Origin of the sequence: Pseudomonas sp. S5F11 (assembly GCF_019641515.1) — a bacterium.
Classification (GTDB): domain Bacteria; phylum Pseudomonadota; class Gammaproteobacteria; order Pseudomonadales; family Pseudomonadaceae; genus Aquipseudomonas; species Aquipseudomonas rhodesiae.
Map to the genome: position 1 here is coordinate 4,957,584 of NZ_JAIFJZ010000001.1, position 22,590 is coordinate 4,980,173.

The window sequence follows — 22,590 nt, forward strand, 5'->3', positions numbered from 1 at the left end:
GCCCCCCAGAGGAAGCCATTGCCCATGCTGGTGATTTCCAACAACGTCCATCTGCCCGATGCCGAAATCGAGTTGACTGCCATCCGCGCCCAGGGTGCTGGCGGGCAGAACGTCAATAAGGTGTCGAGCGCGGTGCACCTGCGATTCGATATCCCTGCGTCGTCGCTGCCGGAGTTCTACAAAGAGCGGCTGCTGGCGCTGCGTGACAGTCGCATCACCAGCGACGGTGTGCTGGTGCTCAAGGCTCAGTCGTATCGGACCCAAGAGCAGAATCGCGCCGATGCGCTGGCGCGGCTGGTGGAATTGATCCAGAGCGCCACCAAGGTGGAGAAGAAGCGTCGCCCGACCAAACCGACACTGGGTTCGAAGAAGCGTCGCCTGGAATCCAAGACCAAGCGCGGCAGCATCAAGGCCGGGCGCGGCAAGGTCGATTTCTAGGCGTCGCGTGCTTCGCGGGCTTTGGGCGCCTGACGGTACAAGTACAGGCTTAGCAGCAAGCCACCGAGGGCGGCGAGGGCGGCGAACAGAAAGATCGAGGCAAAGCCGAAGCCTGCCGCCACGGCGCCGGCCAGCGGGCCGGTGACGCCCAGTGATAAATCGATGAACAACGAATAAGCCCCCACCGCCGAACCACGGCTGGAGGCCGGCACCAGATTGACCGCCTCCACCCCCAGCGCCGGAAACACCAGGGAAAACCCGAAGCCGCTCAACGCCGCGCCCGCCAGGGCCAGGTTGGCGTCCGGGGCCAGCCACAGCAACAGTAGACCGAGGATCTCCACCGAAAGGCAGGCGATTGCTACGCGAAAGCCGCCGATGCGGTTGATCAGGTTGCCAAACAACAGGCGCGCCCCGATAAAGCTGGCACCGAACAGGCTCAGGGCCCACACCGCGTTATCCCAGTGCTGGGTGGTGTAATACAAGGTGATGAACGTGGCGATAGTGCCAAAGCCGATAGAGCCCAGGGCCAGCGCGCAGCCGTGAGGCAGCACGCGCCCCAACACATTCATAAATGGCAGACGCACACCGCTCACAATCGGCGCCGCGACTTTGTTCCACGCCAGCAACAGCCCCACGGCGGCCAGCAGGATGATGCTCATCCCCATGCTCCACAGCCCCAGATGGCTGACCAGCAGCACCCCCAACGGCGCGCCGACGGCCAGCGCGCCATAGCTGGCGATACCGTTCCACGAGATGACTTTGGCGGTGTTGGCCGCGCCTACGCGGCCGATGCCCCAACCGATGGCGCCCGAACCCACCAGGCTCTCAGCGCTGCCCAGCACTAGGCGGCCGATCAGCAGGCTACCCAGGCTCAGCGCCGGCAGGCTGGAAAACCACGCCGCCAGTAGCATGAACACACCGCTCAGGCCGCAGCCCGTCAGGCCGATCAGCACGGCGCGCTTGCTGCCCAGGTTATCGATGATGCGCCCGGCGTACGGGCGGCTCAGCAATGTGGCCAGGTATTGCACGCTGATCACCAGCCCGGCGATCACCGCGCCAAACCCCAGTTCGCTGTGCACATAGCCTGGCAATACGGCCAGGGGAATGCCGATATTCAGGTAACCGATAAAGGTGAATAAGACGATGGAAACAACTTGCAGCGTGACCGCCATGGGGCGCTGGGTATCGGGCATGGGAAGGGTCCACATTCGCAGCAGGTAAAGATAGGCTGCTAATGATACCGGTGGTTTGGCCCGCGCAGGGCGGCAATCCACAAAAAGCTCAGTTCAAAAAGCTCAGGCTTGGGCAGGGCTCAGCAATTGCGTGGTCACCAGAGCGGCCAGGGCGTTTTCCTGGGTGCCGAAACGCTTGAGCAGCATGGCTTGCTTATCGGCGCTCAGGCGATTCCACACCTCGACCATCTGCAAGGCCGCATCGAGGATGGCTGTGTCCGGGTTGTCGGGGAGGGTGTCGGTCATAGGAAAATCTCTTGGTTTCAGGCAGTGTGGAAAGCGCTCGATGGTGCGCTTTCCACACGGTCTGGTACGGCGTCAGTCGTGGCGTTCGCTGTCGACTGGTTTGGCTTCTTTGGCCTCAGGCTGCTTGTCGCTGGCCTGTTGCGGGGTTGGCTGCTCAGTTTCGTGCAGGCTTGGGAAGGGGAGATTAGGGATCTCGTGCATTGTCGTCGCTCCTCGCAAAGTCTGTTTTTTTCAATCGCAGGTGATTCCGCGCTTTCAAAAAGCTTTCGCAGGATACAGCACTGTAAATGACAAAAAGATTTTTATATCCACATGACCTAGAACGGCACCTTGCCCAGAATCATGTCGCGGTACATCACAAAATCCCCCAGCAGGCTGTAGAACGGGTGCTGAAACGTCGCCGGACGGTTCTTTTCGAAGAAGAAGTGGCCAACCCAGGCAAACCCGTAGCCGGCGATCGGCACCGCCAGCAGCAAGCCAAGTGAACCTCGGCCAATGGCATACGCCAGGATGGCAATCACCAGCGTGGTGCCGATAAAGTGCAGGCGGCGACAGGTGCTGTTTCCGTGTTCCTGCAAGTAGTACGGGTAGAACTCGGCGAAGCTGCTGAATCGCTTGGTATTTTCCACGGTGACCGGCCCTTTGATTGTTATGCCGCCCAACAGATGTTCGGCGGGGAGCTTATTTGAGTCTAGAGTGATCACTGGTAACAGCCAGTGACAATAGATGCCACTTTAGTATCCTTGCCTTCCTGGCTGGCGTTGAGCCTGCTTAATTAAGAAGACGCCATGAGCGAACGAACAACTTCTGCAAGCTGGGCGATGGGGATAGTCAAGGCATTGGAAATGGACGGCCTCGATTGCCAAGCCCTGTTCAAGCAACTGGGTTTGGACTACGCCGCCTTGAGCGATCCCGACGCGCGCTTCCCGCAGGACTCCATGACCCGGCTGTGGCAGCGCGCGGTTGAGCTGTCAGGCAACCCGGCGATTGGCTTGAACATGGGCAAAGTGGTGCGCCCGGCGTCGTTCCATGTGGCTGGCTATGCGCTGATGTCCAGCAACACCCTGGCCGAAGGCTTTATGCGGCTGGTGCGCTATCAGCGCATCATTGCCGAAAGTGCCGACTTGAGTTTCCGCCTGTTACCCGAAGGCTATGCGCTGATTCTGACGGTGCATGGCGACCATCTGCCTCCAACCCGACAAAGCGCCGAAGCCTCCCTGGCCTGTGCGCTAGCGCTATGCGGCTGGTTGACCGGGCGAACCCTGCATCCGCGCAAAGTCCTGTTACAAGGCGAACCACCGCTGGACCTGGCGCCCTACAAGCAGGCGTTCCATGCGCCGCTGGAATTCAATGCGCCCTATGACGCGTTGATCTTCGAGCGTGCCGATATGGACACACCGCTGCCCACGGCCAATGAAGCCATGGCGCTGCTGCATGATCGCTTTGCCGGCGAATACCTGGCGCGCTTCTCGGAAAGCCGTGTGACCCACAAGGCGCGTCAAGTGCTCTGCCGCTTGCTGCCGCAGGGTGAGCCCAAGCGCGAGGTCGTGGCCCGGACGCTGCACCTGTCCCAACGCACCTTGCAACGGCGTTTGCAGGAAGAGGGCACTAGTTTCCAAACTTTGCTCGACGACACACGGCGCGAATTGGCTGAGCAATACCTGGCGCAGCCGAGCATGACCCTGCTGGAAATTGCCTACCTGTTGGGGTTCGCCGACCCGAGTAATTTCTTTCGCGCGTTTCGCCGTTGGTTCGATGCCACGCCCGGTGAGTACCGGGCGCGGTTGCAGGACGCGTCGACGGTCAGTGACGCCAGAACGCCGGGATACACAGAACAAAGACTGTGATGATCTCCAGTCGGCCCAGCAGCATGCCCAGGGACAGGATCCACTTGGCCGCGTCCGGCAGGCTGGCGAAGTTGCCGGCCGGGCCAATGGTCTCTCCCAGGCCCGGGCCGACGCCGGACACGGTGCTGGCGGCGCCGGTCAGGGCGGTCATCCAGTCCAGGCCCAGCAGCGACAGGGCCAGGGCGATGGCGCAGATGGTGATGGCGAAGAAAAACGAAAAGGTCAGGATCGAGCGCACGATCTCTTCGTCGAGGCGGTGGCCGTTGTACTTCTGCTTGATCACCGCGCGTGGGTGAATTAATTGGTTCAAGTTGGCCTTGAGCAGGATGTAAGCCACTTGAAAGCGGAAAATCTTGATGCCGCCCGCCGTGGAGCCCGAACAGCCGCCGATAAACCCCAGGTAGAAGAACAGCATCAGTGAGAAATTGCCCCACAAGCTGTAGTCCCCCAGCGCAAAACCGGTGGTGGTCACTACCGATGTGACGTTCAGCGCGACGTGGCGCAGCGCCTCCAGCCAGTGCAGATTGGTGGTCCACCAGTACCAGGTGCCGAGCACCAGCCAGGTCACCAGCAGCAAGCCGAGCAGACCTTGCACCTGCTGATCCTTGATCAACGCCCGACGGTTGCCGCGCAACGTGGCGACGTACAACGTGAACGGCAGGCTGCCGAGGATCATCACCACCACCGCCACCCAGTGCACCGCCGGTTGCTCCCAGTGGGCCAGGGACTGATCGGAGGTGGAGAAACCACCGGTGGAAATCGCCGACATCGCATGGTTGATCGCGTCGAACAGGCCCATACCGGCCCACCAGAACGCCAGGCTGCCGAGGATGGTGATGCCCACATACGCGGCTACGATCAGCCGCGCCACCATGTGCGAGCGCGGCATGACCTTTTCCGAACGGTCCGAGGATTCGGTCTGGAACAGACGCATGCCACCAATGCGCAGCAGCGGCAGGATCGCCACCGCCATGCCGATAAACCCGATGCCCCCCAGCCAGTGCAGCAACGAGCGCCACATCAGGATGCCCGGTGACATGTTGTCCAATCCGCTCAGCACCGTGGACCCGGTGGCGGTGATGCCGGACATGCTTTCGAAAAACGAGTCGGTATAACTGATGTGCTGGGTCAGCAGAAACGGCAACGCGGCGAACACACACACCACCAGCCAACTGCTGACGGTGAGCAGGTACATGTCCCGCGGGCGCAGGTGCACCTGCTCGGGGCGACCGGGGATAACCAGCGCCAGGCCGGCGACAAACGTGATCAGGCTGGCCCATAAAAAGGAGGGCAGGTCGCTGGTGCGTTCGAAAATGACCAGAGTGGCCATGGGCACGACCATGGCGATCGCAAGGGTGATCAGGAAGATGCCGATGATGAATCCGATGATGCGCAGGGTCGGCAACGCCATGAAGTTCGCTCGAGATAGGGCAGAGGCGCCATTCTACCTGGGGTGCAGGGCATGTAAACCTGCGTAGCCGGGAACGCCGTGACTCAAATGTGGGAGCGGGCATGAACCCCGATGGCGGTGAGGCAGCCGATACCGCCCTCACTGACACACTGCCATCGGGGGCAAGCGCCCTCTCACATGGTTTTGTGTGGCTATAAAAAAGGCGACCCGAAGGTCGCCTCTTTCAACTCGGCACTGATCAGAACTCGTGATCGGCGCTATCCGGGTTCAGGTCGCTGATGCCCAGCTTGCCCGCTGCGGCTTCGATCGATCCGGTTTGCTTGACCAGGGCGGCGATGGCGTCGCGCACGATCTGGTTACCGGCGTCGTTACCGGCGGCGATCAATTGGTCATAGTGCTCGCCCTTGTTGGCGTGGTCGACCATGACCTGGATCTTCGCTTCGGTGGTCGCCAGGTCCGCTTTCAACGCGGTATCGGCAGCCGGGTCGGCCTTGGCCACCAGGGAGGACAGGCTGGCGCCGGTCATCTTGGTGCCGTCCACACGGGTGTACTCGCCCAGATAGACGTTACGGATGCCCTTGGCGTCATAGAAGTGCGAGTTGTGGGTGTTGTCGCTGAAGCAGTCCTGCTCGTCTTCCGGCGAGTTGGCTTCCAGGGATACTTTCATCCGCTCGCCAGCCAGTTCGCCCAGGGACAGGCTGCCCATGCCGAACAGCATTTTGCGCAGGCCGTCGGTAGCCGGTTCTGCTTCCAGCGTGGCGCGGTAGTTGTCTTCTACGTTGGGTTTCCAGTTGCCGACCATTTCTTCCAGATCGCTGACCAGCAATTGGGTGACCGCGCTCAGGTAGGCACGGCGACGCTCGTTGTGGCCGCCGGTAGCACCGGCGCCGGTCAGGTAGTCCGAGGCCGGGCGGTTGCCAGCGCCTGGGCCGGTGCCGTTGAGGTCCTGGCCCCACAGCAGAAATTCGATGGCGTGGTAGCCGGTGGCCACGTTGGCCTCGGAACCGCCCAGCTCATTTAGGCTGGCGAGTTTTTCCGGGGTGATGTCTTTCACATCGACCTTGTCTTCGCCGACCTGAACCTGGGTGTTGGCGATGATGTTGGCGGTGGCGCCGGGGTTACCCAAGGCGTGCTCGTAGGACTTGTCGACGTAGTCGATCAGGCCTTCGTCCAGGGGCCATGCGTTCACCTGGCCTTCCCAGTCGTCGATGATGGTGTTGCCGAAACGGAACACTTCGCTCTGCAAGTACGGTACGCGCGCGGCGATCCAGGCGGTGCGCGCGGCTTTCAAGGTTTCATCGTTGGGCTTGGCGAGGAACGCGTCGATGGCGGTCTGCAGGGTTTTTGCGGTGGATTCGGCATCGCTGTACACCGCGAACACCATGTCGGCGTAGTGCGCGACCACGGCCTTGGCGGCAGCTTCGTCGACTTTTCCGGCAGGGGCGGGCGCCGCTGGCGCGGCAGAGCTGGCCGCCGGGGTCGGCGCCTGGGGCGCGGCGGCTTTGTCTTTACCTTCGCCGCAGCCGGCGAGAGAAATGGCAATGGCCAGCAGACTGGCGGTGGCCAGGGGCATACGAATCATGGCGAACATCCTGCTTCGGTTGTTGAGAGGGCGCGCGGGAGCCGCGCAAAACTGCAACATAATGCGAAAGATTTGCATTTTGTGTAAAGGGTTATACGCGGGAAATATTCAGTATCGTTTCGCCAGGTCAAAGAATGGCCGCGTTATTGCGCTCGACTTGCTTCAAAAAAACCGCCAACTCCCGTGCTGGTAAGGGTTTGCTGTAGTAGTAACCCTGACCCTCGTGGCAGCCCTCGGCGATGATATAAGCCTCCTGCTCTGCGGTTTCCACCCCCTCGGCGATCACCTGCATGCCCAGGCTCTTACCCAGTTGAATGATCGCCCGCACGATGGTGGCATCGTCATCATCGTCCAGCAGGTCCTGGACGAAGCTCTTGTCGATCTTGATCTTGTCCAGCGGCAGGCTTTTGAGATAACTCAGGGAGGAATAACCGGTGCCGAAGTCATCGATAGCGATCAGGGCACCAGAACGGCGCAGGCTCAGCAGGTGCTGGGCGGCAGTGCTGATGTCTTCCATCAGGCCGGTTTCGGTGACCTCCAGCTCAAGGCTGCGTGGCGGCAGGCGGTAGATTTGCATCAGATTGTTGACCACCCGTGGCAGCTCGGCGTGGTGCAGCTGCACCGTCGAGAGGTTGACCGCCATGCGCAGTTGGGTGAAGCCCTGGTCATGCCATTCGCGTAATTGCCGGCAGGCATGATCCAGCACCCATTCGCCAATGGGAATAATGGTGCCGTTCTGCTCGGCCAGGGGGATGAACAGGTCCGGCGGTACCAGCCCGTGCTCGGGGTGCTGCCAGCGCAGCAAGGCTTCGACGCCGACCACACGTTGTTCGCGATAGCTGACCTGCGGCTGATACACCAAGTGAAACTGCTCGCGGCTCAGGGCGTCGCGCAGGTCTTTTTCCAGCTCGCGGCGCCGGCGCATTTCGCTGTCGACGCTGGCGATATAGAACTGGTAACGGTTGCGTGAACGGCTCTTGGCCAGGGTCATGGTCTGTTCGGCTTTTTGGAGCAACTTCTCCGTGCTGTCGCCATCTTCAGGGAACAGCGTGATACCGATGGTGGCGCGCAGACGGATTTGTTCGTGCTCGAAGGCAAATTCCGCTTCGAGGTCATCCAGGATACTTTGCGCCAGTTCGGCGGCCTCGTAGGGCTGGTCGATATCGGCCTGCACGAGGGCGAACTGATCGCCCCCCAGGCGGGCCAGGGCGCCGAGCCGGCCGCTGTGGGCGCGCAGGCGGTCGGCCAGGGCCAGGAGCAATTTGTCGCCGGCCTGGTAAGTGAACTGCTCATTGACGCTTTTAAAATCGTCCAGCCCCACACACAGCACCGCGACACGGCGCTGACGACGGCCGGCGTCGATCAGGATTTTGTCCAACTGCTCCTGCAGTTTCTGGCGGTTCGGCAGGCCGGTGAGAAAGTCATACTGAGCCATGCGCAGCAGGCTGGATTCGGCTTCGTGGCGCAGGTGGGTGTTGCGTTCGATGGATTCGAGCAACTGATTGGCGGTATTGATCCACAACCCCAGTTCGTTGCGTTCGTGGCCCTTGAGCTGTGGGATTTTGTGTTCGCTGGGACGGTCCGGGTTGACGGATGTGAGGTGCTCGATAATCCGCGACAGCGGTTTGGTCAGCAACCAGTGATAGACCAGATACAGCACCAGCCCCATGGCCAATGCGCGCAGCACCCCGGAAATGAAAATAATCACCGAATTGACGATAAATCCCTCACCGTAGGTGGCGGTGTCGAGGGTAATGCTCAGATCGCCGTAGTACTCGCTGTAAGGGCCCTTGCCCACCAGGGGCGTGGTGAAGGTGCGTTCCTGGCCAAGAATGAGGTCGGTCAGCCAGCGGCTTGGGGCGTGCTGCAACGCGCGGCTTTTTTCCGCCAACATGGTTTCGTTGGGATGGCCGATGGAGGCCATGCGCACCGCGTCGTCCTGAAACAGCCCCTCGATTACCTGCATGCCCATCTCGCGGTCCAGGCTATACACGGCCTGCGTAGAGGGATCGCGAAACATATCGAGGATACGCTGGGCATCGCTGGCCACGGCCTGGCGCGTCTTGTAGGCGTCATACACGATCTGCGCCACGCTCAGCGCCACGCCCACGACCAACGCCGACAGCAGCACAACCCGTAGCAACTTCACCGACAAGCTGTTCTTGAGTTCCAGCTTCAAAGGGGCATTCCTTGTCTCATGCGGGTGGCCTTCAATATGCCATGAGTATTGGCAATCTGGTGATGGCAGTCAAAGGGACATTAGGGGCTGAGATAAATTGAGGGTTTTGCTGGATGAAAGAGCAGCGGCGACAACTTATGTCGGGACTTTCAGAAGCGGGCAAAGGGGCAGCACATGCGCCGCAGACCGGGCGGGAGAAGGCGGAGGAGATCCGCCTTCCAGTTCGACGATTTTCTTAATAATTAATCTTGCTCTCTGGCTGGGGGGCTTCCCCGCCGATCTTGGCGCCCTGAGAGGCCATGTCTGCGAGTTTGTTCGCCAAGTCCATACCGCTATTTGCAAGGTCCAGGCCCTTGTCGAGCAGGCCCATTCCGATGGGAAGTGCGCCCAAGATCGCTGAAATAGGGTCCATCGTCATTCTCCACATTGATTGAGGAGGTTCATTCCTCCTGATGTCTATGTGGTTAATTATTACCGGCGGGTTCCTGTATTTCTGGCATGGCAATCATAGCGGCCAAGAAAAAGCCCGGCGATTGCCGGGCTCTTCATGCTGCAAGCGATGCTCAGGCAGTAAACGTCTTGCCTTCGAACTGCTCGGCGACGAACTTCCAGTTGACCAGGTTCCAGAACGCTTCCACATACTTTGGACGTACGTTGCGGTAGTCGATGTAGTAAGCGTGTTCCCACACGTCGCAGGTCAGCAACGGGGTATCGCCGCTGGTCAGCGGGTTGCCGGCGCCGATGGTGCTGGCCAGAGCCAGGGAACCGTCAGCCTTTTTTACCAGCCAGCCCCAACCGGAACCGAAGGTGCCGACGGAGGTTTTGGTGAACTCTTCCTTGAACTTGTCGAACGAACCGAACGCCGCGTTGATGGCTTCAGCCAGTGCGCCGGTAGGTTGGCCGCCGGCGTTTGGCGCCAGGCAGTTCCAGTAGAAGGTGTGGTTCCAGACCTGAGCGGCGTTGTTGAAGATGCCGCCCGAAGAGGATTTGACGATCTCTTCCAGGGTCTTGCCTTCGAACTCGGTGCCAGGCACCAGGTTGTTCAGGTTCACGACATAGGTGTTGTGGTGCTTGTCGTGGTGGTACTCCAAGGTTTCCTTGGAGATGTGCGGCTGCAGGGCATCGTGTGCGTAGGGCAGCGGCGGCAATTCGAAAGCCATGATGATTCTCCTAATCAGGTCAGTTGCGGTGAGCGCAAGGCCGATCACGGGCGGCCAAACATGCGCCGGGGAGTTTGTACTCTTTGCGGCGCAGGGGCAGGATCATAGCACCGGGGGTGTGGCAAAACCACGCAACAACTGTGTGGGATAGAGGTTCCAGAGCGTTTTGGAATATTGCTCACGCGCTGATCAATTGATAGGCCACGCTGAACATCATGATCGCCACCAGCAGGTCCAGCAGGCGCCAGGTCGATGGACGCGCCAGCCACGGAGCCAACCAGGCCGCGCCGAGTGCTAGAGTGGCGAACCACAGGAACGACGCGCTGGCGGCGCCGGCGACATAGGCGCCAGGCTCGGTTTGCTGAGCGCCCAACGAGCCGATCAGCAACACGGTATCCAGATACACATGGGGATTGAGCAATGTCACCGCCAGTGCGCTCAGCAGCACCGCGCGCAATGAGCGGACCTTGAGACTGCCGCCTTGCTCCAGGCTCTGCTTGGAAAACGCCCGGCGCAGCGCCAAAGTGCCGTACCACAGCAAGAACGCGGCACCGCCCCAGCGTGCAATTGCCAGCAGCAGCGGGTTTTGCGCCAGCACTGTCGCCAGGCCAAACACCCCGGCGGCCACTAGAATTGCATCGCAGACCACGCACAGTGCCGCCACGGGCAAGTGATGTTCACGGCGCAGGCTCTGCGCCAATACAAAGGCGTTTTGCGAGCCGATCGCCATGATCAGCCCCAGCGCGACCAATAGACCGTTCAGATAGCTTTGCCACATAAGGTTTACTCCGCGGTCGCCGCCAATTGGCGCAGTACAGCCATGGCGCGCTCGGCATCGGCGCGGCCGACAAACAGGTGATCGTGGTAATAGCCGGCAATCACGTTGCAACTGATGCCGGCCTTGCCCAGGGCGCTGGCGAAAGCGGCGGTCAGTCCTACGGCTTCCAGGGCCGAATGCACATTCAAGGTGATCCATGCGGCGACGTACTCGAACGCCAGCCCGGCCTGTTCTGCCTGCTGACGTTCGACGATGAGGGTCAGGCCCTCCTGCTCACGGAAACTGCCGATGACCTCGCAGGCTGGCGGGATACGGCCGTCGGGCAGGGTACAAAATACGTAGTCACCCTCATTGAGGTGTGGGCTCATGCTGCGCAGCAGCGTTGCCAGTGCGGTTTCGCCGGCCATAGGCGGGGTTCCTTATAAAGAGAAGCAATGCTGGCTATTCTCCCGGCGCAAGCTGTATAAGAAAAACCAATATTGCTGATCGCTCATTAGAGAAACTGATGTTCGACTATAAATTGCTCTCTGCCCTGGCGGCGGTGGTGGAACAGGCTGGCTTCGAACGCGGTGCGCAGGTGCTGGGGGTGTCGCAGTCGGCGATTTCCCAGCGCATCAAACTGCTGGAGGCGCGTATTGGCCAACCGGTGCTGGTGCGGGCTACGCCGCCGGCGCCCACGGAGATCGGCCGTCGCCTGCTTAACCATGTGCAACAGGTGCGTTTGCTGGAACGTGACCTGCAGAGTCAGGTGCCGGCGCTGGACGAAGAGGGCATGCCCGAGCGCCTGCGTATCGCCTTGAATGCCGACAGCTTGGCCACTTGGTGGGCTGAGGCGGTCAGTGGGTTTTGCGCCGAGCAGCACTTGCTGCTGGATCTGGTGGTGGAAGACCAGGCGGTCAGCCTCAAGCGCATGCGCGCCGGTGAGGTAGCGGCCTGCATCTGCGCCAGCGAGCGTCCGGTGGCCGGCGCGCGTAGCCTGTTGCTGGGCGCCATGCGTTATCGCGCACTGGCAAGCCCGGCCTTTATTGCGCGGCACTTTGCCGGCGGTGTGCGTGCCGATCAGTTGGCCCGCACCCCGGCGCTGGTGTTTGGCCCGGATGATTTCCTGCAACACCGTTACCTGGCGTCGCTCGGTGTGGACGGCGGTTTCGAACACCATTTATGCCCCTCGTCCGAAGGTTTTATCCGCCTGACAGAGGCCGGGCTGGGCTGGGGCCTCGTCCCCGAATTACAGGTGCGCGACCAGTTGCAAAAAGGCGTGTTGGTGGAGTTATTGCCAGATAAGCCGATCGATGTGCCGTTGTACTGGCATCATTGGCGCAGTGGCGGGCAATTGCTGAACTTGTTGACCGACCATCTGGCCCACGCGTGCGGCCAATGGTTGGTGCCGTTGGACTGACGGCGTGCGTCAAGGCAACCGCGATGAAAAATGAAAGAACACGGGGTAATACATGAAGATTCTGGTCACCGGCGCAAGCGGCTTCATCGGCGGGCGCTTTGCGCGTTTTGCCTTGGAGCAGGGCCTGGACGTGCGGGTCAACGGGCGACGCGCCGAAGGTGTAGAGCACCTGGTGCGGCGTGGCGCCGAGTTTATCCAAGGTGATCTGAATGACGCCGACCTGGTGCGCGACCTGTGCCGAGACGTGGAGGCCGTGGTGCACTGCGCCGGCGCCGTGGGGCTGTGGGGCAAGTATCAGGACTTCCATCAAGGCAATGTGCTGGTCACCGAAAACGTGGTCGAAGCCTGCCTCAAGGAGCGGGTCCGGCGTCTGGTGCATTTGTCCTCGCCGTCGATCTACTTTGACGGCCGCGACCACTTGGGCCTGACTGAAGAGCAAGTGCCCAAGCGCTTCAAGCACCCCTATGCCGCTACCAAATACCTGGCGGAACAAAAAGTGTTCGGCGCCCAGGAGTTCGGTCTTGAGGTGCTGGCGCTGCGCCCGCGCTTCGTGACGGGGGCCGGCGATATGAGCATCTTCCCGCGCTTGCTGAACATGCAGCGCAAGAACCGCCTGGCGATCGTCGGCGACGGCCTGAACAAGGTCGACTTCACCAGCGTGCACAACCTCAATGAAGCGCTGCTCAGCAGTTTGCTCGCCACCGGATCGGCACTGGGCAAGGCCTACAACATCAGTAATGGCGCGCCGGTGCCGGTGTGGGATGTGGTGAACTACGTGATGCGCCAAATGCAGTTGCCCCAGGTCACACGGTATCGTTCCTACGGTTTGTCCTACAGCGTGGCAGCGTTGAACGAGGCATTTTGTGCGATCTGGCCCGGTCGACCGGAGCCTGCCTTGTCGCGCCTGGGGATGCAGGTCATGAACAAAGATTTCACCCTCGACATCAGTCGGGCCAGGCATTATCTGGACTATGAGCCCAAGGTCAGCCTGTGGACCGCCCTCGACGAGTTCTGCGGCTGGTGGAAGGCTCAGGATCCGGGCACCCGGTAAGGTCACAAGCGGCAACACACCGGGAACCGAATGTGGGGTTCCCGGTCGATCAGTGCGGCGGGGCGGCGGTTTATACTGCCGCCGCTCGGCGTTCCAGCCAGCCATTTCAATGATTCAGGGTTGATCCATGCGTAACGATGCCAACGACGATTTCGACAACGTTCCCAGCCTGCGGGCCGACCTTGGGGACGACGATGATTTCGAACCCACCCCGGCCACCTCGGTGCGTTCGCGCACGACGCCGGTGGTCAAGGTCAAGAGCGCCAATACCGGGCCGTTGTGGGCCTTGATCGGCGCGCTGCTGATCGCCTTCGCCGGCCTGGCCTGGTGGAGCTTCCAGCAGATTTCCCTGATGGGCCAGCAATTGGTTGCCACCCAGGAGAGCTTTGCGCGCATCAGCGAAGAAGCGGCCGGGCGCTTGCAGGACATTTCCGGCAAGGTCGTGGCCAGTGAAGCCAATGTGAACAACGGCAGCGAAGCGTTGAAATTGCAGATCCAGCAGTTGGAAAAGCAATTGCTGGAGCAGGGCAAGCAGCAACTCGGCGTGGCCGGCCAGGCCACCGAGCTGGACAAGCGCCTGGCTCAGATGACGGCCAGCACCACCGACTTGTCCAACGCCAATGCCAAGTTGCAAGGCCAGGTGCAAGCCCTCACCGACGCCGTGGCGACGCTCAAGGCCGCCCAGGGCGATACCGCCAAGCGCGACGCCGAGATCAAGGACCTGGTCGCCGACGTTGCCGCGCTGAAAAAGCAGGGTAACCCAAGCGCCGCCATTGCCCGCCTTGAGCAGGACCTGGTGGTGCTCAAGAGTGCGCAGGAGACTCAGCCACTCAACAGTGATGCGCCCACCAACAAGGAATTCGATGTGTTCCGCATCCAGACCACGCGCAATATCACTACCCTGCAAAGCCAGGTGCAGAACCTGCAGCGCCAGATCGCCGCACCGACGCAATAATCGCTTGAGGAAATGTCACCGTCCGGTGACATTTCCTATCCCCTTCGTTACATGCCCCCGCAAGGCCCTTGTTTAGACTCCGGTCATCCCACAAAAAACAATAAGGGCCGCCCCCATGACCACCCAACCACTGCCCGCCAGCAGTTGGCTGAATGCACCTGCCCATTACGCTTGGCTCGCCGCCGAAGGCCAGCGCCTGCTGACATTCGCCAAAGCCTCGCGGCTGCCCGACGGCTTCGGCAACCTGGACGCCACCGGCCGATTGCCCGCCGACGCTCACGCCGAAACCATGAACACCGCCCGCATGACCCACAGCTTCGCCATGGCCCATGCCATGGGCTTGCCCGGTTACGCCGAGCTGGTGGCTCATGGCGTTGCGGCCCTCAGCGGCCCGTTGCGGGATCCTGAACACGGCGGCTGGTTCGCCACGCCTCGTGCATTGGATGGCAACCGAGGTAAAGCCGCCTACCTGCACGCATTCGTGGCGCTGGCCGCCAGTTCTGCGGTGGTGGTCGGTGCGCCCGGCGCGCAGCAGTTGCTCACCGATGCTATCCATATCATCGACCAGTTTTTCTGGAGCGAAGAGGAGGGCGTGATGCTCGAATCCTTTGCCCAGGACTGGAGCGGGCTGGAGGCCTATCGCGGCGCCAACAGCAATATGCACGCTACCGAAGCCTTCCTCGCCCTGGCCGATGTCACCGGCGATACGCGCTGGCTGGACCGCGCGCTGCGGATCGTCGAGCGATTGATTCACCAGCATGCCGCCGGCAGCCAATTCATGGTGATCGAACACTTCGACGCCCATTGGCAACCCCTGCTGGCCTACAACGAAGACAACCCCGCCGATGGTTTCCGCCCCTATGGCATCACCCCCGGCCATGGTTTCGAATGGGCGCGGCTGATGCTGCACCTTGAGGCCGCGCGCCTGCATGCCGGGTTGCCCACCCCCGCGTGGCTGCTGGGTGACGCCAAGGGCCTGTTCGCCAGTGCCAGCGAATACGCCTGGTCTGTGGACGGTGCGCCGGGAATTGTCTACACCCTGGACTGGAACCATCGCCCGGTGGTGCGCGAGCGCCTGCACTGGACCCACGCTGAAGCCAGCGCCGCCGCCCAGGCCCTGCTCAAGCGCACCGGCGAGTTGCACTACGAAACCTGGTACCGGCGGATCTGGGAATTCTGCGACAGCCACTTTATCGACCGCGTGCAGGGCAGTTGGCACCACGAGCTCAGCCCACAAAACCAACCCAGCAGCAAGATTTGGGGCGGCAAGCCAGACCTGTACCATGCCTGGCAAGCGGTGGTGCTGCCTGCGCTGCCGCTGGCGCCCAGCATGACCAGCGCCTTGAACGCCGGGAGCTATGTCACCAAGTGGTGACGTTTGTGCATCCCTTTGTTACCTGCGCCCCAAAAATCCATGTTTAAACTCCGTGCAGCGCAAGCCTAAGACTTGCATGCATAACAACAAAAAAAGGTACTCAGATGAACGCGATTAATCGCCTCGCCGTTGCTATTTCCGTTGCCTCGTTGTTCCCCCTCAGTGCATTTGCCGCCGACTCCAAAGGTACGGTTGAAGTGGTGCATTGGTGGACCTCGGGTGGCGAAAAAGCGGCTGTGGATGTCCTGAAGGCCCAAGTTGAGAAAGACGGTTTCACCTGGAAAGACGGTGCCGTCGCCGGCGGTGGTGGCGCGACTGCCATGACCGTGCTCAAAAGCCGCGCCGTCGCCGGCAACCCACCGGGCGTAGCCCAAATCAAAGGCCCCGACATCCAGGAATGGGCGTCCACCGGCCTGCTCGACACCGACGTGCTCAAAGACGTCGCTAAAGAAGAAAAGTGGGATTCGCTGCTAGACAAAAAAGTCTCCGATACCGTGAAGTACGAAGGTGACTATGTTGCCGTACCGGTCAATATCCACCGTGTGAACTGGCTGTGGATCAACCCGCAAGTCTTCAAGAAAGCCGGCATCACCAAGAACCCGACCACCCTCGAAGAATTCTACGCAGCGGGCGACAAGCTCAAGGCCGCGGGTTTCATTCCGCTCGCCCACGGTGGCCAGCCTTGGCAGGACAGCACCGTGTTCGAAGCCGTAGTCCTGTCGGTGATGGGCGCCGATGGCTACAAGAAAGCTCTGGTCGACCTGGATAACGCTGCGCTGACCGGCCCGGAAATGGTCAAGGCCCTGACTGAGCTGAAGAAAGTCGCGACCTACATGGATGTCGACGGCAAAGGCCAGGACTGGAACCTGGAAGCCGGCAAAGTCATCAACGGCAAGGCCGGTATGCAGATCATGGGTGACTGGGCCAAGTCCGAATGGACCGCCGCCAAGAAAGTCGCCGGCAAGGATTATGAGTGCGTAGCCTTCCCAGGTACCGACAAAGCCTTCACCTACAACATCGACTCCCTGGCGGTCTTCAAGCAGAAAGACAAAGGCACTGCGGCCGGTCAGCAGGACATTGCCAAAGTCGTGCTGGGTGAAAACTTCCAGAAAGTCTTCAGCATCAACAAGGGTTCGATCCCTGTTCGAACTGACATGCTCAATGAAATGGACAAGCTCGGCTTCGATTCCTGCGCCCAGACCGCGGCCAAGGACTTCCTGGCTGATGCCAAGACCGGCGGCCTGCAACCAAGCATGGCCCACAACATGGCCACCACCTTGGCTGTGCAAGGCGCGTTCTTCGATGTCGTGACCAACTACATCAACGACCCGAAAGCCGACCCGGCCGACACCGCCAAGAAACTCGGCGCTGCGATCAAGTCTGCCAAGTAGGAACTAGCTACAAGCTACAAGCTGCAAGCTGCAAGCGGGGCGGTATGTCTTGACGCTTGTCGCTTGTAGCTGCCTTCAGTCTTATTATTGGATTTCCCCATGAGTTCTGTTGCTGTGTTCAGCAAGGCCTCGCCGTTCGATGCATTGCAGCGCTGGCTACCTAAACTGGTGCTGGCGCCCAGCATGTTCATCGTGTTGGTCGGCTTCTATGGCTACATCCTTTGGACGTTTGTGCTGTCGTTCACCACGTCCACGTTCCTGCCCAACTACAAGTGGGCCGGTCTTGCCCAATACCAGCGTCTGTTCGACAACGACCGGTGGTGGGTGGCGAGCAAGAACCTGGCCGTGTTCGGTGGGATGTTCATCGGTATTACCCTGGTGATCGGCGTGCTGCTGGCTGTATTCCTCGACCAGCGTATCCGTCGCGAAGGCTTTATCCGCACCATTTACCTGTACCCGATGGCGCTCTCGATGATCGTCACCGGTACGGCCTGGAAATGGCTGCTCAACCCGGGCATGGGCCTGGACAAACTCCTGCGTGACTGGGGCTGGGAAGGCTTCCGTCTGGATTGGCTGATCGACCCGGACCGCGTGGTCTACTGCCTGGTCATCGCCGCCGTGTGGCAAGCCTCCGGTTTCATCATGGCGATGTTCCTCGCCGGCCTGCGCGGTGTTGATCAGTCGATCATCCGTGCCGCCCAGATCGACGGTGCGAGCATGCCGCGTATTTATTGGAGCGTGGTGCTGCCGAGCCTGCGCCCAGTGTTCTTCAGTGCGGTGATGATCCTGGCGCACATTGCGATCAAGAGCTTCGACCTGGTGGCGGCCATGACCGCCGGCGGCCCGGGCTACTCGTCCGACCTGCCCGCGATGTTCATGTACTCGTTCACGTTCAGCCGTGGCCAGATGGGCATGGGCTCGGCCAGTGCAATCCTGATGCTCGGTGCGATCCTCGCGATCATCGTGCCGTACCTGTACTCCGAGCTGAGGACCAAGCGTCATGACTAGTCTCGCTGCCAAACCTTCCATCAGCCTGAGTCGCATCGCGATCTACGCGGTGCTGATCCTGGCGGTGCTGCTGTACCTGGTACCGCTGGTGGTGATGTTGCTGACCAGTTTCAAAACCCCCGAAGACATCAGCACCGGCAACCTGCTGAGCTGGCCCACCGTGGTCAGCGGTATCGGCTGGGTCAAGGCCTGGGCCACCGTGGATGGTTACTTCTGGAACTCGATCAAGATCACCGTGCCTGCGGTGCTGATTTCCACCGCCATCGGCGCGTTGAACGGTTACGTGCTGTCGATGTGGCGCTTCCGTGGTTCGCAGTTGTTCTTCGGCCTGTTGCTGTTCGGCTGCTTCCTGCCGTTCCAGACCGTGCTGCTGCCGGCGTCGTTCACCCTGGGCAAGATGGGCCTGGCCAGCACCACTACCGGTCTGGTGTTCGTGCATGTGGTCTATGGCCTGGCGTTCACCACACTGTTCTTCCGTAACTACTACGTCAGCATTCCGGATGCACTGGTGAAGGCAGCACGCCTAGACGGTGCGGGGTTCTTCACGATTTTCCGTAGGATCATTCTGCCGATGTCGACGCCGATCATCATGGTCTGCCTGATCTGGCAGTTCACTCAGATCTGGAACGACTTCCTGTTCGGTGTGGTGTTCTCCAGCGGCGACTCCCAGCCCATCACCGTGGCGCTGAACAACCTGGTCAACACCAGCACCGGGGCCAAGGAATATAACGTGGATATGGCGGCGGCGATGATCGCCGGGCTGCCGACCCTGCTGGTCTATGTGATCGCAGGCAAGTATTTCGTGCGCGGCCTCACGGCCGGCGCGGTCAAGGGGTAATCATGGCTACGCTCGAACTTCGCAATGTAAACAAGACCTATGGCCCCGGCCTGCCCGACACCTTGAAGAACATCGAACTGTCGATCAAGGAAGGCGAGTTTCTGATCCTGGTCGGCCCATCGGGTTGCGGTAAATCCACGCTGATGAACTGCATCGCGGGCCTGGAAACCATCACCGGTGGCGCGATCATGATCGGTGATCAGGACGTCAGCGGCATGAGCCCCAAGGATCGCGACATCGCCATGGTGTTCCAGTCCTACGCCCTGTACCCAACCATGAGCGTGCGCGAGAACATCGAGTTCGGCCTGAAAATCCGCAAGATGCCCCAGGCCGATATCGACGCCGAAGTGGCGCGCGTGGCCAAGCTGCTGCAGATCGAACATTTGCTCAACCGCAAGCCGGGCCAGCTTTCCGGCGGCCAGCAACAGCGCGTGGCCATGGGCCGTGCCCTGGCGCGTCGGCCGAAGATCTACCTGTTCGACGAACCGCTGTCCAACCTCGACGCCAAGCTGCGGGTTGAGATGCGCACCGAAATGAAGCTGATGCACCAGCGCCTCAAGACCACCACGGTCTACGTGACTCACGACCAGATCGAAGCGATGACCCTGGGCGACAAAGTGGCGGTGATGAAGGACGGCATCATCCAGCAATTCGGCACGCCGAAGGAAATTTACAACGACCCGGCTAACCTGTTTGTGGCAAGCTTTATCGGTTCACCACCGATGAACTTCGTTCCTATGCGTCTAAAACGCAAAGACGGGAAGCTTGTAGCGCTGCTCGACAGCGGCCAGGCCCGTTGCGAATTGCCGCTGGGGATGAACGACGCCGGTCTGGAAGACCGCGATGTGATCCTGGGCCTGCGCCCGGAGCAAATCGTGCTGGCGGCAGGGGAGGGCAATGGCTCGTCGAGTATTCGCGCCGAAGTCCAGGTTACCGAGCCTACCGGCCCGGACACCCTGGTGTTCGTGCAGCTCAATGACACCAAAGTCTGCTGCCGCCTGGCACCGGATGTGGCACCGCAAGTGGGGGAGACCCTGACCCTGCAGTTCGACCCGGCCAAGGTGCTGCTGTTTGACGCCAACACTGGCGAGCGTTTGGGCACTGCCGCCGCGTTGCCTGCTCAGGTGCCTGCCGACAACGTGACCCAGTTCAAGGGCCGTTGATCGAGATAAGTTGTTGTTTTGGTTAAAAAATGTAACCCGCGTTAGATAAAAACAGTTTAATAACAATAAAGACGAGGATGTAGGGATGAAAAAGCAACACAACAACACTCGGCTGATCTGCCAACTGTCAGCAGCAGCAGCCCTGGTATTGTCCGCCAATGCGATGGCGGCCGATGCATTCAGCGCCGATTCCAAGTGGATGACCGGCGACTGGGGTGGCGAGCGTACTAAGCTGATCGAGCAAGGTATCGACATCAAGGCCGACTACGTCGGGGAAATGGGCTACAACGCCCACGGTGGTTACAACAACGACAAGACCGGTCGCTACTCCGACCAGTTCGGTCTGGGTGTGGCGCTGGACCTGCAAAAACTGTGGGGCTGGGATAACACCCAGGCCAAGATCCAGTTGACCAATCGTAACGGCCAGAACATCTCCAACGACCGTATTGGCGACCCGCGTGCCGGCACGCTGAGTTCGTCCCAAGAAGTGTATGGCCGTGGCCATATGGTGCGTCTGACCCAGTTCTGGATCCAGCACCAGATGTTCGACAACAAGTTGGACGTGAAACTGGGCTACTTCGGTGAAGGCGAAGACTTCAACACCTTCCCATGCGACTTCCAGAACCTGTCGTTCTGCGGCTCCCAGGTCGGTAACTACGTCAACACCTGGTACAACTGGCCAGTCAGCCAGGCGGCTATCCGCGTCAAGTACAACATCACCCCTGAGCTGTATGCCCAGATCGGTGCCTACAACCAGAACCCGTCGCAGCTTGAACACGGCAATGGCTTCAAACTCAGCGGCAGTGGTACCAAAGGTACTGTGATCCCGGTGGAATTGGTCTGGTCGCCGAAAGTGAATAACCTGCCGGGCGAATACCGTGTGGGTTACTACAAGAGCGCCGCCGATGCTCCGGATGTGCGTAAAGACGTCAACGGTGGCGATGCGGTCCTCAGTGGTGCTGACTTCCGTACCCGCAGCAGCAAAAAAGGCTACTGGTTCGTTGCGCAACAGCAACTCACCACCCATAACGGCGACGCGTCGCGCGGCCTGAACATCGCAGCCAACGCGACGTTCCACGACAAGGAAACCAACCTGGTCGACAACTATCAGTCGCTCATGCTGGTGTACAAAGGCCCATTCGATGCGCGTCCAAAAGACGACGTCGGTATTGGTGCCGCGCGCCTGCATGTCAACAATGACGTCAAGCGCAACTCGGAACTGCTCAATGCCGCTAACGGCGTCAGCGACTATGACAACCCGCTGTACACGCCGATTCGTGAAACCGAATACAACTTCGAACTCAACTACGGCTTCCACGTTACCAACTGGCTGACCGTACGTCCCAACCTGCAATACGTCGTGCAGCCTGGCGGCGTGGACAAAGTCGACAACGCGCTGGTAGCGGGTCTGAAAATTCAGTCTACGTTCTAACGCTGTTGCGATAAGCTCCTTCTCTCTGTGCGCATTTGCGGATAGCCATGGCTATCCGCTTTTTTTTGCGCAGCACTGTGATACAGGACCGTGGCACATGCATGAGCATCCGCTGCAACGCTTTTTCAAATCCCTGCGCGAACGTCCGGTGTTCGCCTGGGAACGCTTTCAGATGCGCGACGTGTTGGTGATCGATCATCCGCTGTGCCAGGCGGTATTCAGTCGCCAGGGCGCGCAACTGTTGCATTTTCAGCCGCGTGGTCAGAAGCCCTGGCTGTGGTGCGCGGCCAAGTGGCCGCAGGTCGGTGCCATTCGTGGCGGCGTGCCGGTGTGCTGGCCATGGTATGGCCGTCACCCAAGCGAAAACGCCTGGCCGTCCCATGGCTGGGCGCGCCTGATCGACTGGAAACTGCTCGATAGCTCCAGCGATGACGAAGGCGTGAACCTGCACTGGCAACTGCAACTGTGCGACTGGCAGGTGGACCTGCACGCGCACCTGGGGGCTACCTTGGAATTGCGCCTGAGCACCGAGCATCAGGACGAACTGCCGTGCCAGTTGAGCCATGCGTTGCACGCTTACTGGCGTATTGGTCACGTTGATGAGGTAGCGCTGTCTGGGCTCGAAGGCGCGCAAGGTTACGATCAGCTCAACCGCCAGATGTGCCAGCAGGAGGGCGAGTTGCGCGTAGAGGGCGGATGCCAGCGGGTGTTCCAGCACGAAGGCGAACTGCACCTCAAGGATCACGCCTGGCAGCGCGAACTGTGCATCGACACGGGCGAGAGTGCCGACACTGTGGTGTGGCATCCGGGCAGCCGACCGCTATTGGGCGTGAGTTTTAACGAGGCGTCGGGGTTTGTGTGTGTGGAGTCGGCGATGGCCGGGGCCAGTTTGGCGCCGGGGGAGCGGGCGCACCTGAGTTTGCAAGCTCGGGCTGGAGTTTAGCGTTGTTGCTTGTGGCCTCATCGCGGGCAAGCCCCCTCCCACATTTGCAACGCATTGCCCTGTGGGAGCGGGCGCACCTGAGTTTGCAAGCTCGGGCTGGAGTTTAGCGTTGTTGCTTATGGCTTCATCGCGGGCAAGCCCGCTCCCACATTTGCAACGCAT

Annotated in this window: 23 protein-coding genes; 12 read left to right on the forward strand and 11 right to left on the reverse strand. The window is 60.5% G+C overall.

The genetic code is table 11. The features are described 5' to 3' along the window. The first annotated feature begins 24 nt into the window (after window positions 1–24). Entirely contained in the window at window positions 25–438 is a 414-nt protein-coding gene (arfB, locus tag K1567_RS22395) for an alternative ribosome rescue aminoacyl-tRNA hydrolase ArfB (RefSeq protein WP_034114970.1), read from the forward strand. Here the strand turns inward: arfB and K1567_RS22400 are convergent. The 4 genes from K1567_RS22400 to K1567_RS22410 form a co-directional block, all read right to left on the reverse strand. Next, on the reverse strand, window positions 435–1,631 hold the full coding sequence (locus K1567_RS22400; RefSeq protein WP_213547911.1) for an MFS transporter: 1,197 nt from the start codon (window positions 1,629–1,631) through the stop codon (window positions 435–437). The genes arfB and K1567_RS22400 overlap by 4 nt on opposite strands. 102 nt (window positions 1,632–1,733) lie before the next feature. Then, complete coding sequence (locus K1567_RS22405) at window positions 1,734–1,916, reverse strand: hypothetical protein (protein WP_034100091.1); 183 nt, start codon at window positions 1,914–1,916, stop codon at window positions 1,734–1,736. Window positions 1,917–1,988: 72 nt separating this feature from the next. Next, the gene (locus K1567_RS27610; RefSeq protein WP_256203855.1) at window positions 1,989–2,117 is read right to left on the reverse strand and encodes a hypothetical protein; all 129 of its coding nucleotides are present in this window, start codon (window positions 2,115–2,117) and stop codon (window positions 1,989–1,991) included. Between the two features lie 116 nt (window positions 2,118–2,233). Next, window positions 2,234–2,545: a DUF962 domain-containing protein gene (locus K1567_RS22410; protein WP_034100605.1), complete on the reverse strand. Its 312-nt coding sequence runs from the start codon at window positions 2,543–2,545 to the stop codon at window positions 2,234–2,236. A gap of 159 nt (window positions 2,546–2,704) precedes the next feature. On the opposite strand from K1567_RS22410, the gene K1567_RS22415 reads away from it, so the two are divergent. Further along, on the forward strand, window positions 2,705–3,763 hold the full coding sequence (locus K1567_RS22415) for an AraC family transcriptional regulator (RefSeq protein ID WP_034100089.1): 1,059 nt from the start codon (window positions 2,705–2,707) through the stop codon (window positions 3,761–3,763). On the opposite strand, the gene K1567_RS22420 is transcribed toward K1567_RS22415, so the two are convergent. From K1567_RS22420 to K1567_RS22450, 7 genes are all read right to left on the reverse strand, one after another. Then, window positions 3,720–5,174, reverse strand: a complete 1,455-nt coding sequence (locus K1567_RS22420; protein ID WP_169868248.1) for a TrkH family potassium uptake protein — start codon at window positions 5,172–5,174, stop codon at window positions 3,720–3,722. The two genes, K1567_RS22415 and K1567_RS22420, sit on opposite strands and share 44 nt — an antisense overlap. A gap of 238 nt (window positions 5,175–5,412) precedes the next feature. Further along, a complete protein-coding gene (locus tag K1567_RS22425; protein ID WP_169868250.1) occupies window positions 5,413–6,756 on the reverse strand; it encodes an imelysin family protein in 1,344 nt (447 codons plus the stop codon). A 127-nt stretch (window positions 6,757–6,883) separates the two neighbouring features. Beyond that, window positions 6,884–8,935, reverse strand: coding sequence for a bifunctional diguanylate cyclase/phosphodiesterase (locus tag K1567_RS22430; protein ID WP_034100084.1), 2,052 nt, complete (start codon window positions 8,933–8,935; stop codon window positions 6,884–6,886). Window positions 8,936–9,170: 235 nt separating this feature from the next. Next, a complete protein-coding gene (locus K1567_RS22435; protein WP_158248577.1) occupies window positions 9,171–9,347 on the reverse strand; it encodes a hypothetical protein in 177 nt (58 codons plus the stop codon). A 151-nt stretch (window positions 9,348–9,498) separates the two neighbouring features. Next, window positions 9,499–10,095 (reverse strand): superoxide dismutase, encoded by a 597-nt coding sequence (locus tag K1567_RS22440; RefSeq protein ID WP_003212997.1) that lies wholly within the window; start codon window positions 10,093–10,095, stop codon window positions 9,499–9,501. Window positions 10,096–10,273: 178 nt separating this feature from the next. Then, window positions 10,274–10,873, reverse strand: a complete 600-nt coding sequence (locus K1567_RS22445) for a LysE/ArgO family amino acid transporter (protein WP_034100080.1) — start codon at window positions 10,871–10,873, stop codon at window positions 10,274–10,276. Between the two features lie 5 nt (window positions 10,874–10,878). Then, window positions 10,879–11,280, reverse strand: coding sequence for an ACT domain-containing protein (locus tag K1567_RS22450; RefSeq protein ID WP_034100078.1), 402 nt, complete (start codon window positions 11,278–11,280; stop codon window positions 10,879–10,881). A 98-nt stretch (window positions 11,281–11,378) separates the two neighbouring features. Between K1567_RS22450 and K1567_RS22455 the strand changes: the two genes are divergently transcribed. The 10 genes from K1567_RS22455 to K1567_RS22500 all read left to right on the forward strand — a co-directional run bounded on the left by K1567_RS22455 (window position 11,379) and on the right by K1567_RS22500 (window position 22,428). Continuing rightward, window positions 11,379–12,272 (forward strand): LysR family transcriptional regulator ArgP, encoded by an 894-nt coding sequence (locus K1567_RS22455; RefSeq protein ID WP_034114965.1) that lies wholly within the window; start codon window positions 11,379–11,381, stop codon window positions 12,270–12,272. A 52-nt stretch (window positions 12,273–12,324) separates the two neighbouring features. Then, on the forward strand, window positions 12,325–13,323 hold the full coding sequence (locus K1567_RS22460; RefSeq protein ID WP_034139103.1) for an NAD(P)-dependent oxidoreductase: 999 nt from the start codon (window positions 12,325–12,327) through the stop codon (window positions 13,321–13,323). Window positions 13,324–13,450: 127 nt separating this feature from the next. Continuing rightward, complete coding sequence (locus K1567_RS22465) at window positions 13,451–14,278, forward strand: ATPase (RefSeq protein ID WP_034114963.1); 828 nt, start codon at window positions 13,451–13,453, stop codon at window positions 14,276–14,278. Window positions 14,279–14,393: 115 nt separating this feature from the next. Further along, window positions 14,394–15,653, forward strand: a complete 1,260-nt coding sequence (locus K1567_RS22470) for an AGE family epimerase/isomerase (RefSeq protein WP_169903355.1) — start codon at window positions 14,394–14,396, stop codon at window positions 15,651–15,653. Between the two features lie 104 nt (window positions 15,654–15,757). After that, window positions 15,758–17,044, forward strand: coding sequence for an ABC transporter substrate-binding protein (locus K1567_RS22475; protein WP_034100070.1), 1,287 nt, complete (start codon window positions 15,758–15,760; stop codon window positions 17,042–17,044). 99 nt (window positions 17,045–17,143) lie between these two features. Further along, window positions 17,144–18,052, forward strand: a complete 909-nt coding sequence (locus tag K1567_RS22480; RefSeq protein ID WP_034100069.1) for a carbohydrate ABC transporter permease — start codon at window positions 17,144–17,146, stop codon at window positions 18,050–18,052. Next, on the forward strand, window positions 18,045–18,890 hold the full coding sequence (locus K1567_RS22485; RefSeq protein WP_034100067.1) for a carbohydrate ABC transporter permease: 846 nt from the start codon (window positions 18,045–18,047) through the stop codon (window positions 18,888–18,890). The genes K1567_RS22480 and K1567_RS22485 overlap by 8 nt, the downstream gene beginning before the upstream one ends. A gap of 2 nt (window positions 18,891–18,892) precedes the next feature. After that, window positions 18,893–20,053: an ABC transporter ATP-binding protein gene (locus K1567_RS22490; RefSeq protein WP_034100065.1), complete on the forward strand. Its 1,161-nt coding sequence runs from the start codon at window positions 18,893–18,895 to the stop codon at window positions 20,051–20,053. 85 nt (window positions 20,054–20,138) lie between these two features. Beyond that, window positions 20,139–21,485, forward strand: coding sequence for a carbohydrate porin (locus K1567_RS22495; RefSeq protein ID WP_040269278.1), 1,347 nt, complete (start codon window positions 20,139–20,141; stop codon window positions 21,483–21,485). A gap of 97 nt (window positions 21,486–21,582) precedes the next feature. Further along, window positions 21,583–22,428, forward strand: coding sequence for a D-hexose-6-phosphate mutarotase (locus K1567_RS22500; protein WP_034114960.1), 846 nt, complete (start codon window positions 21,583–21,585; stop codon window positions 22,426–22,428). Window positions 22,429–22,590 lie beyond the last annotated feature (162 nt).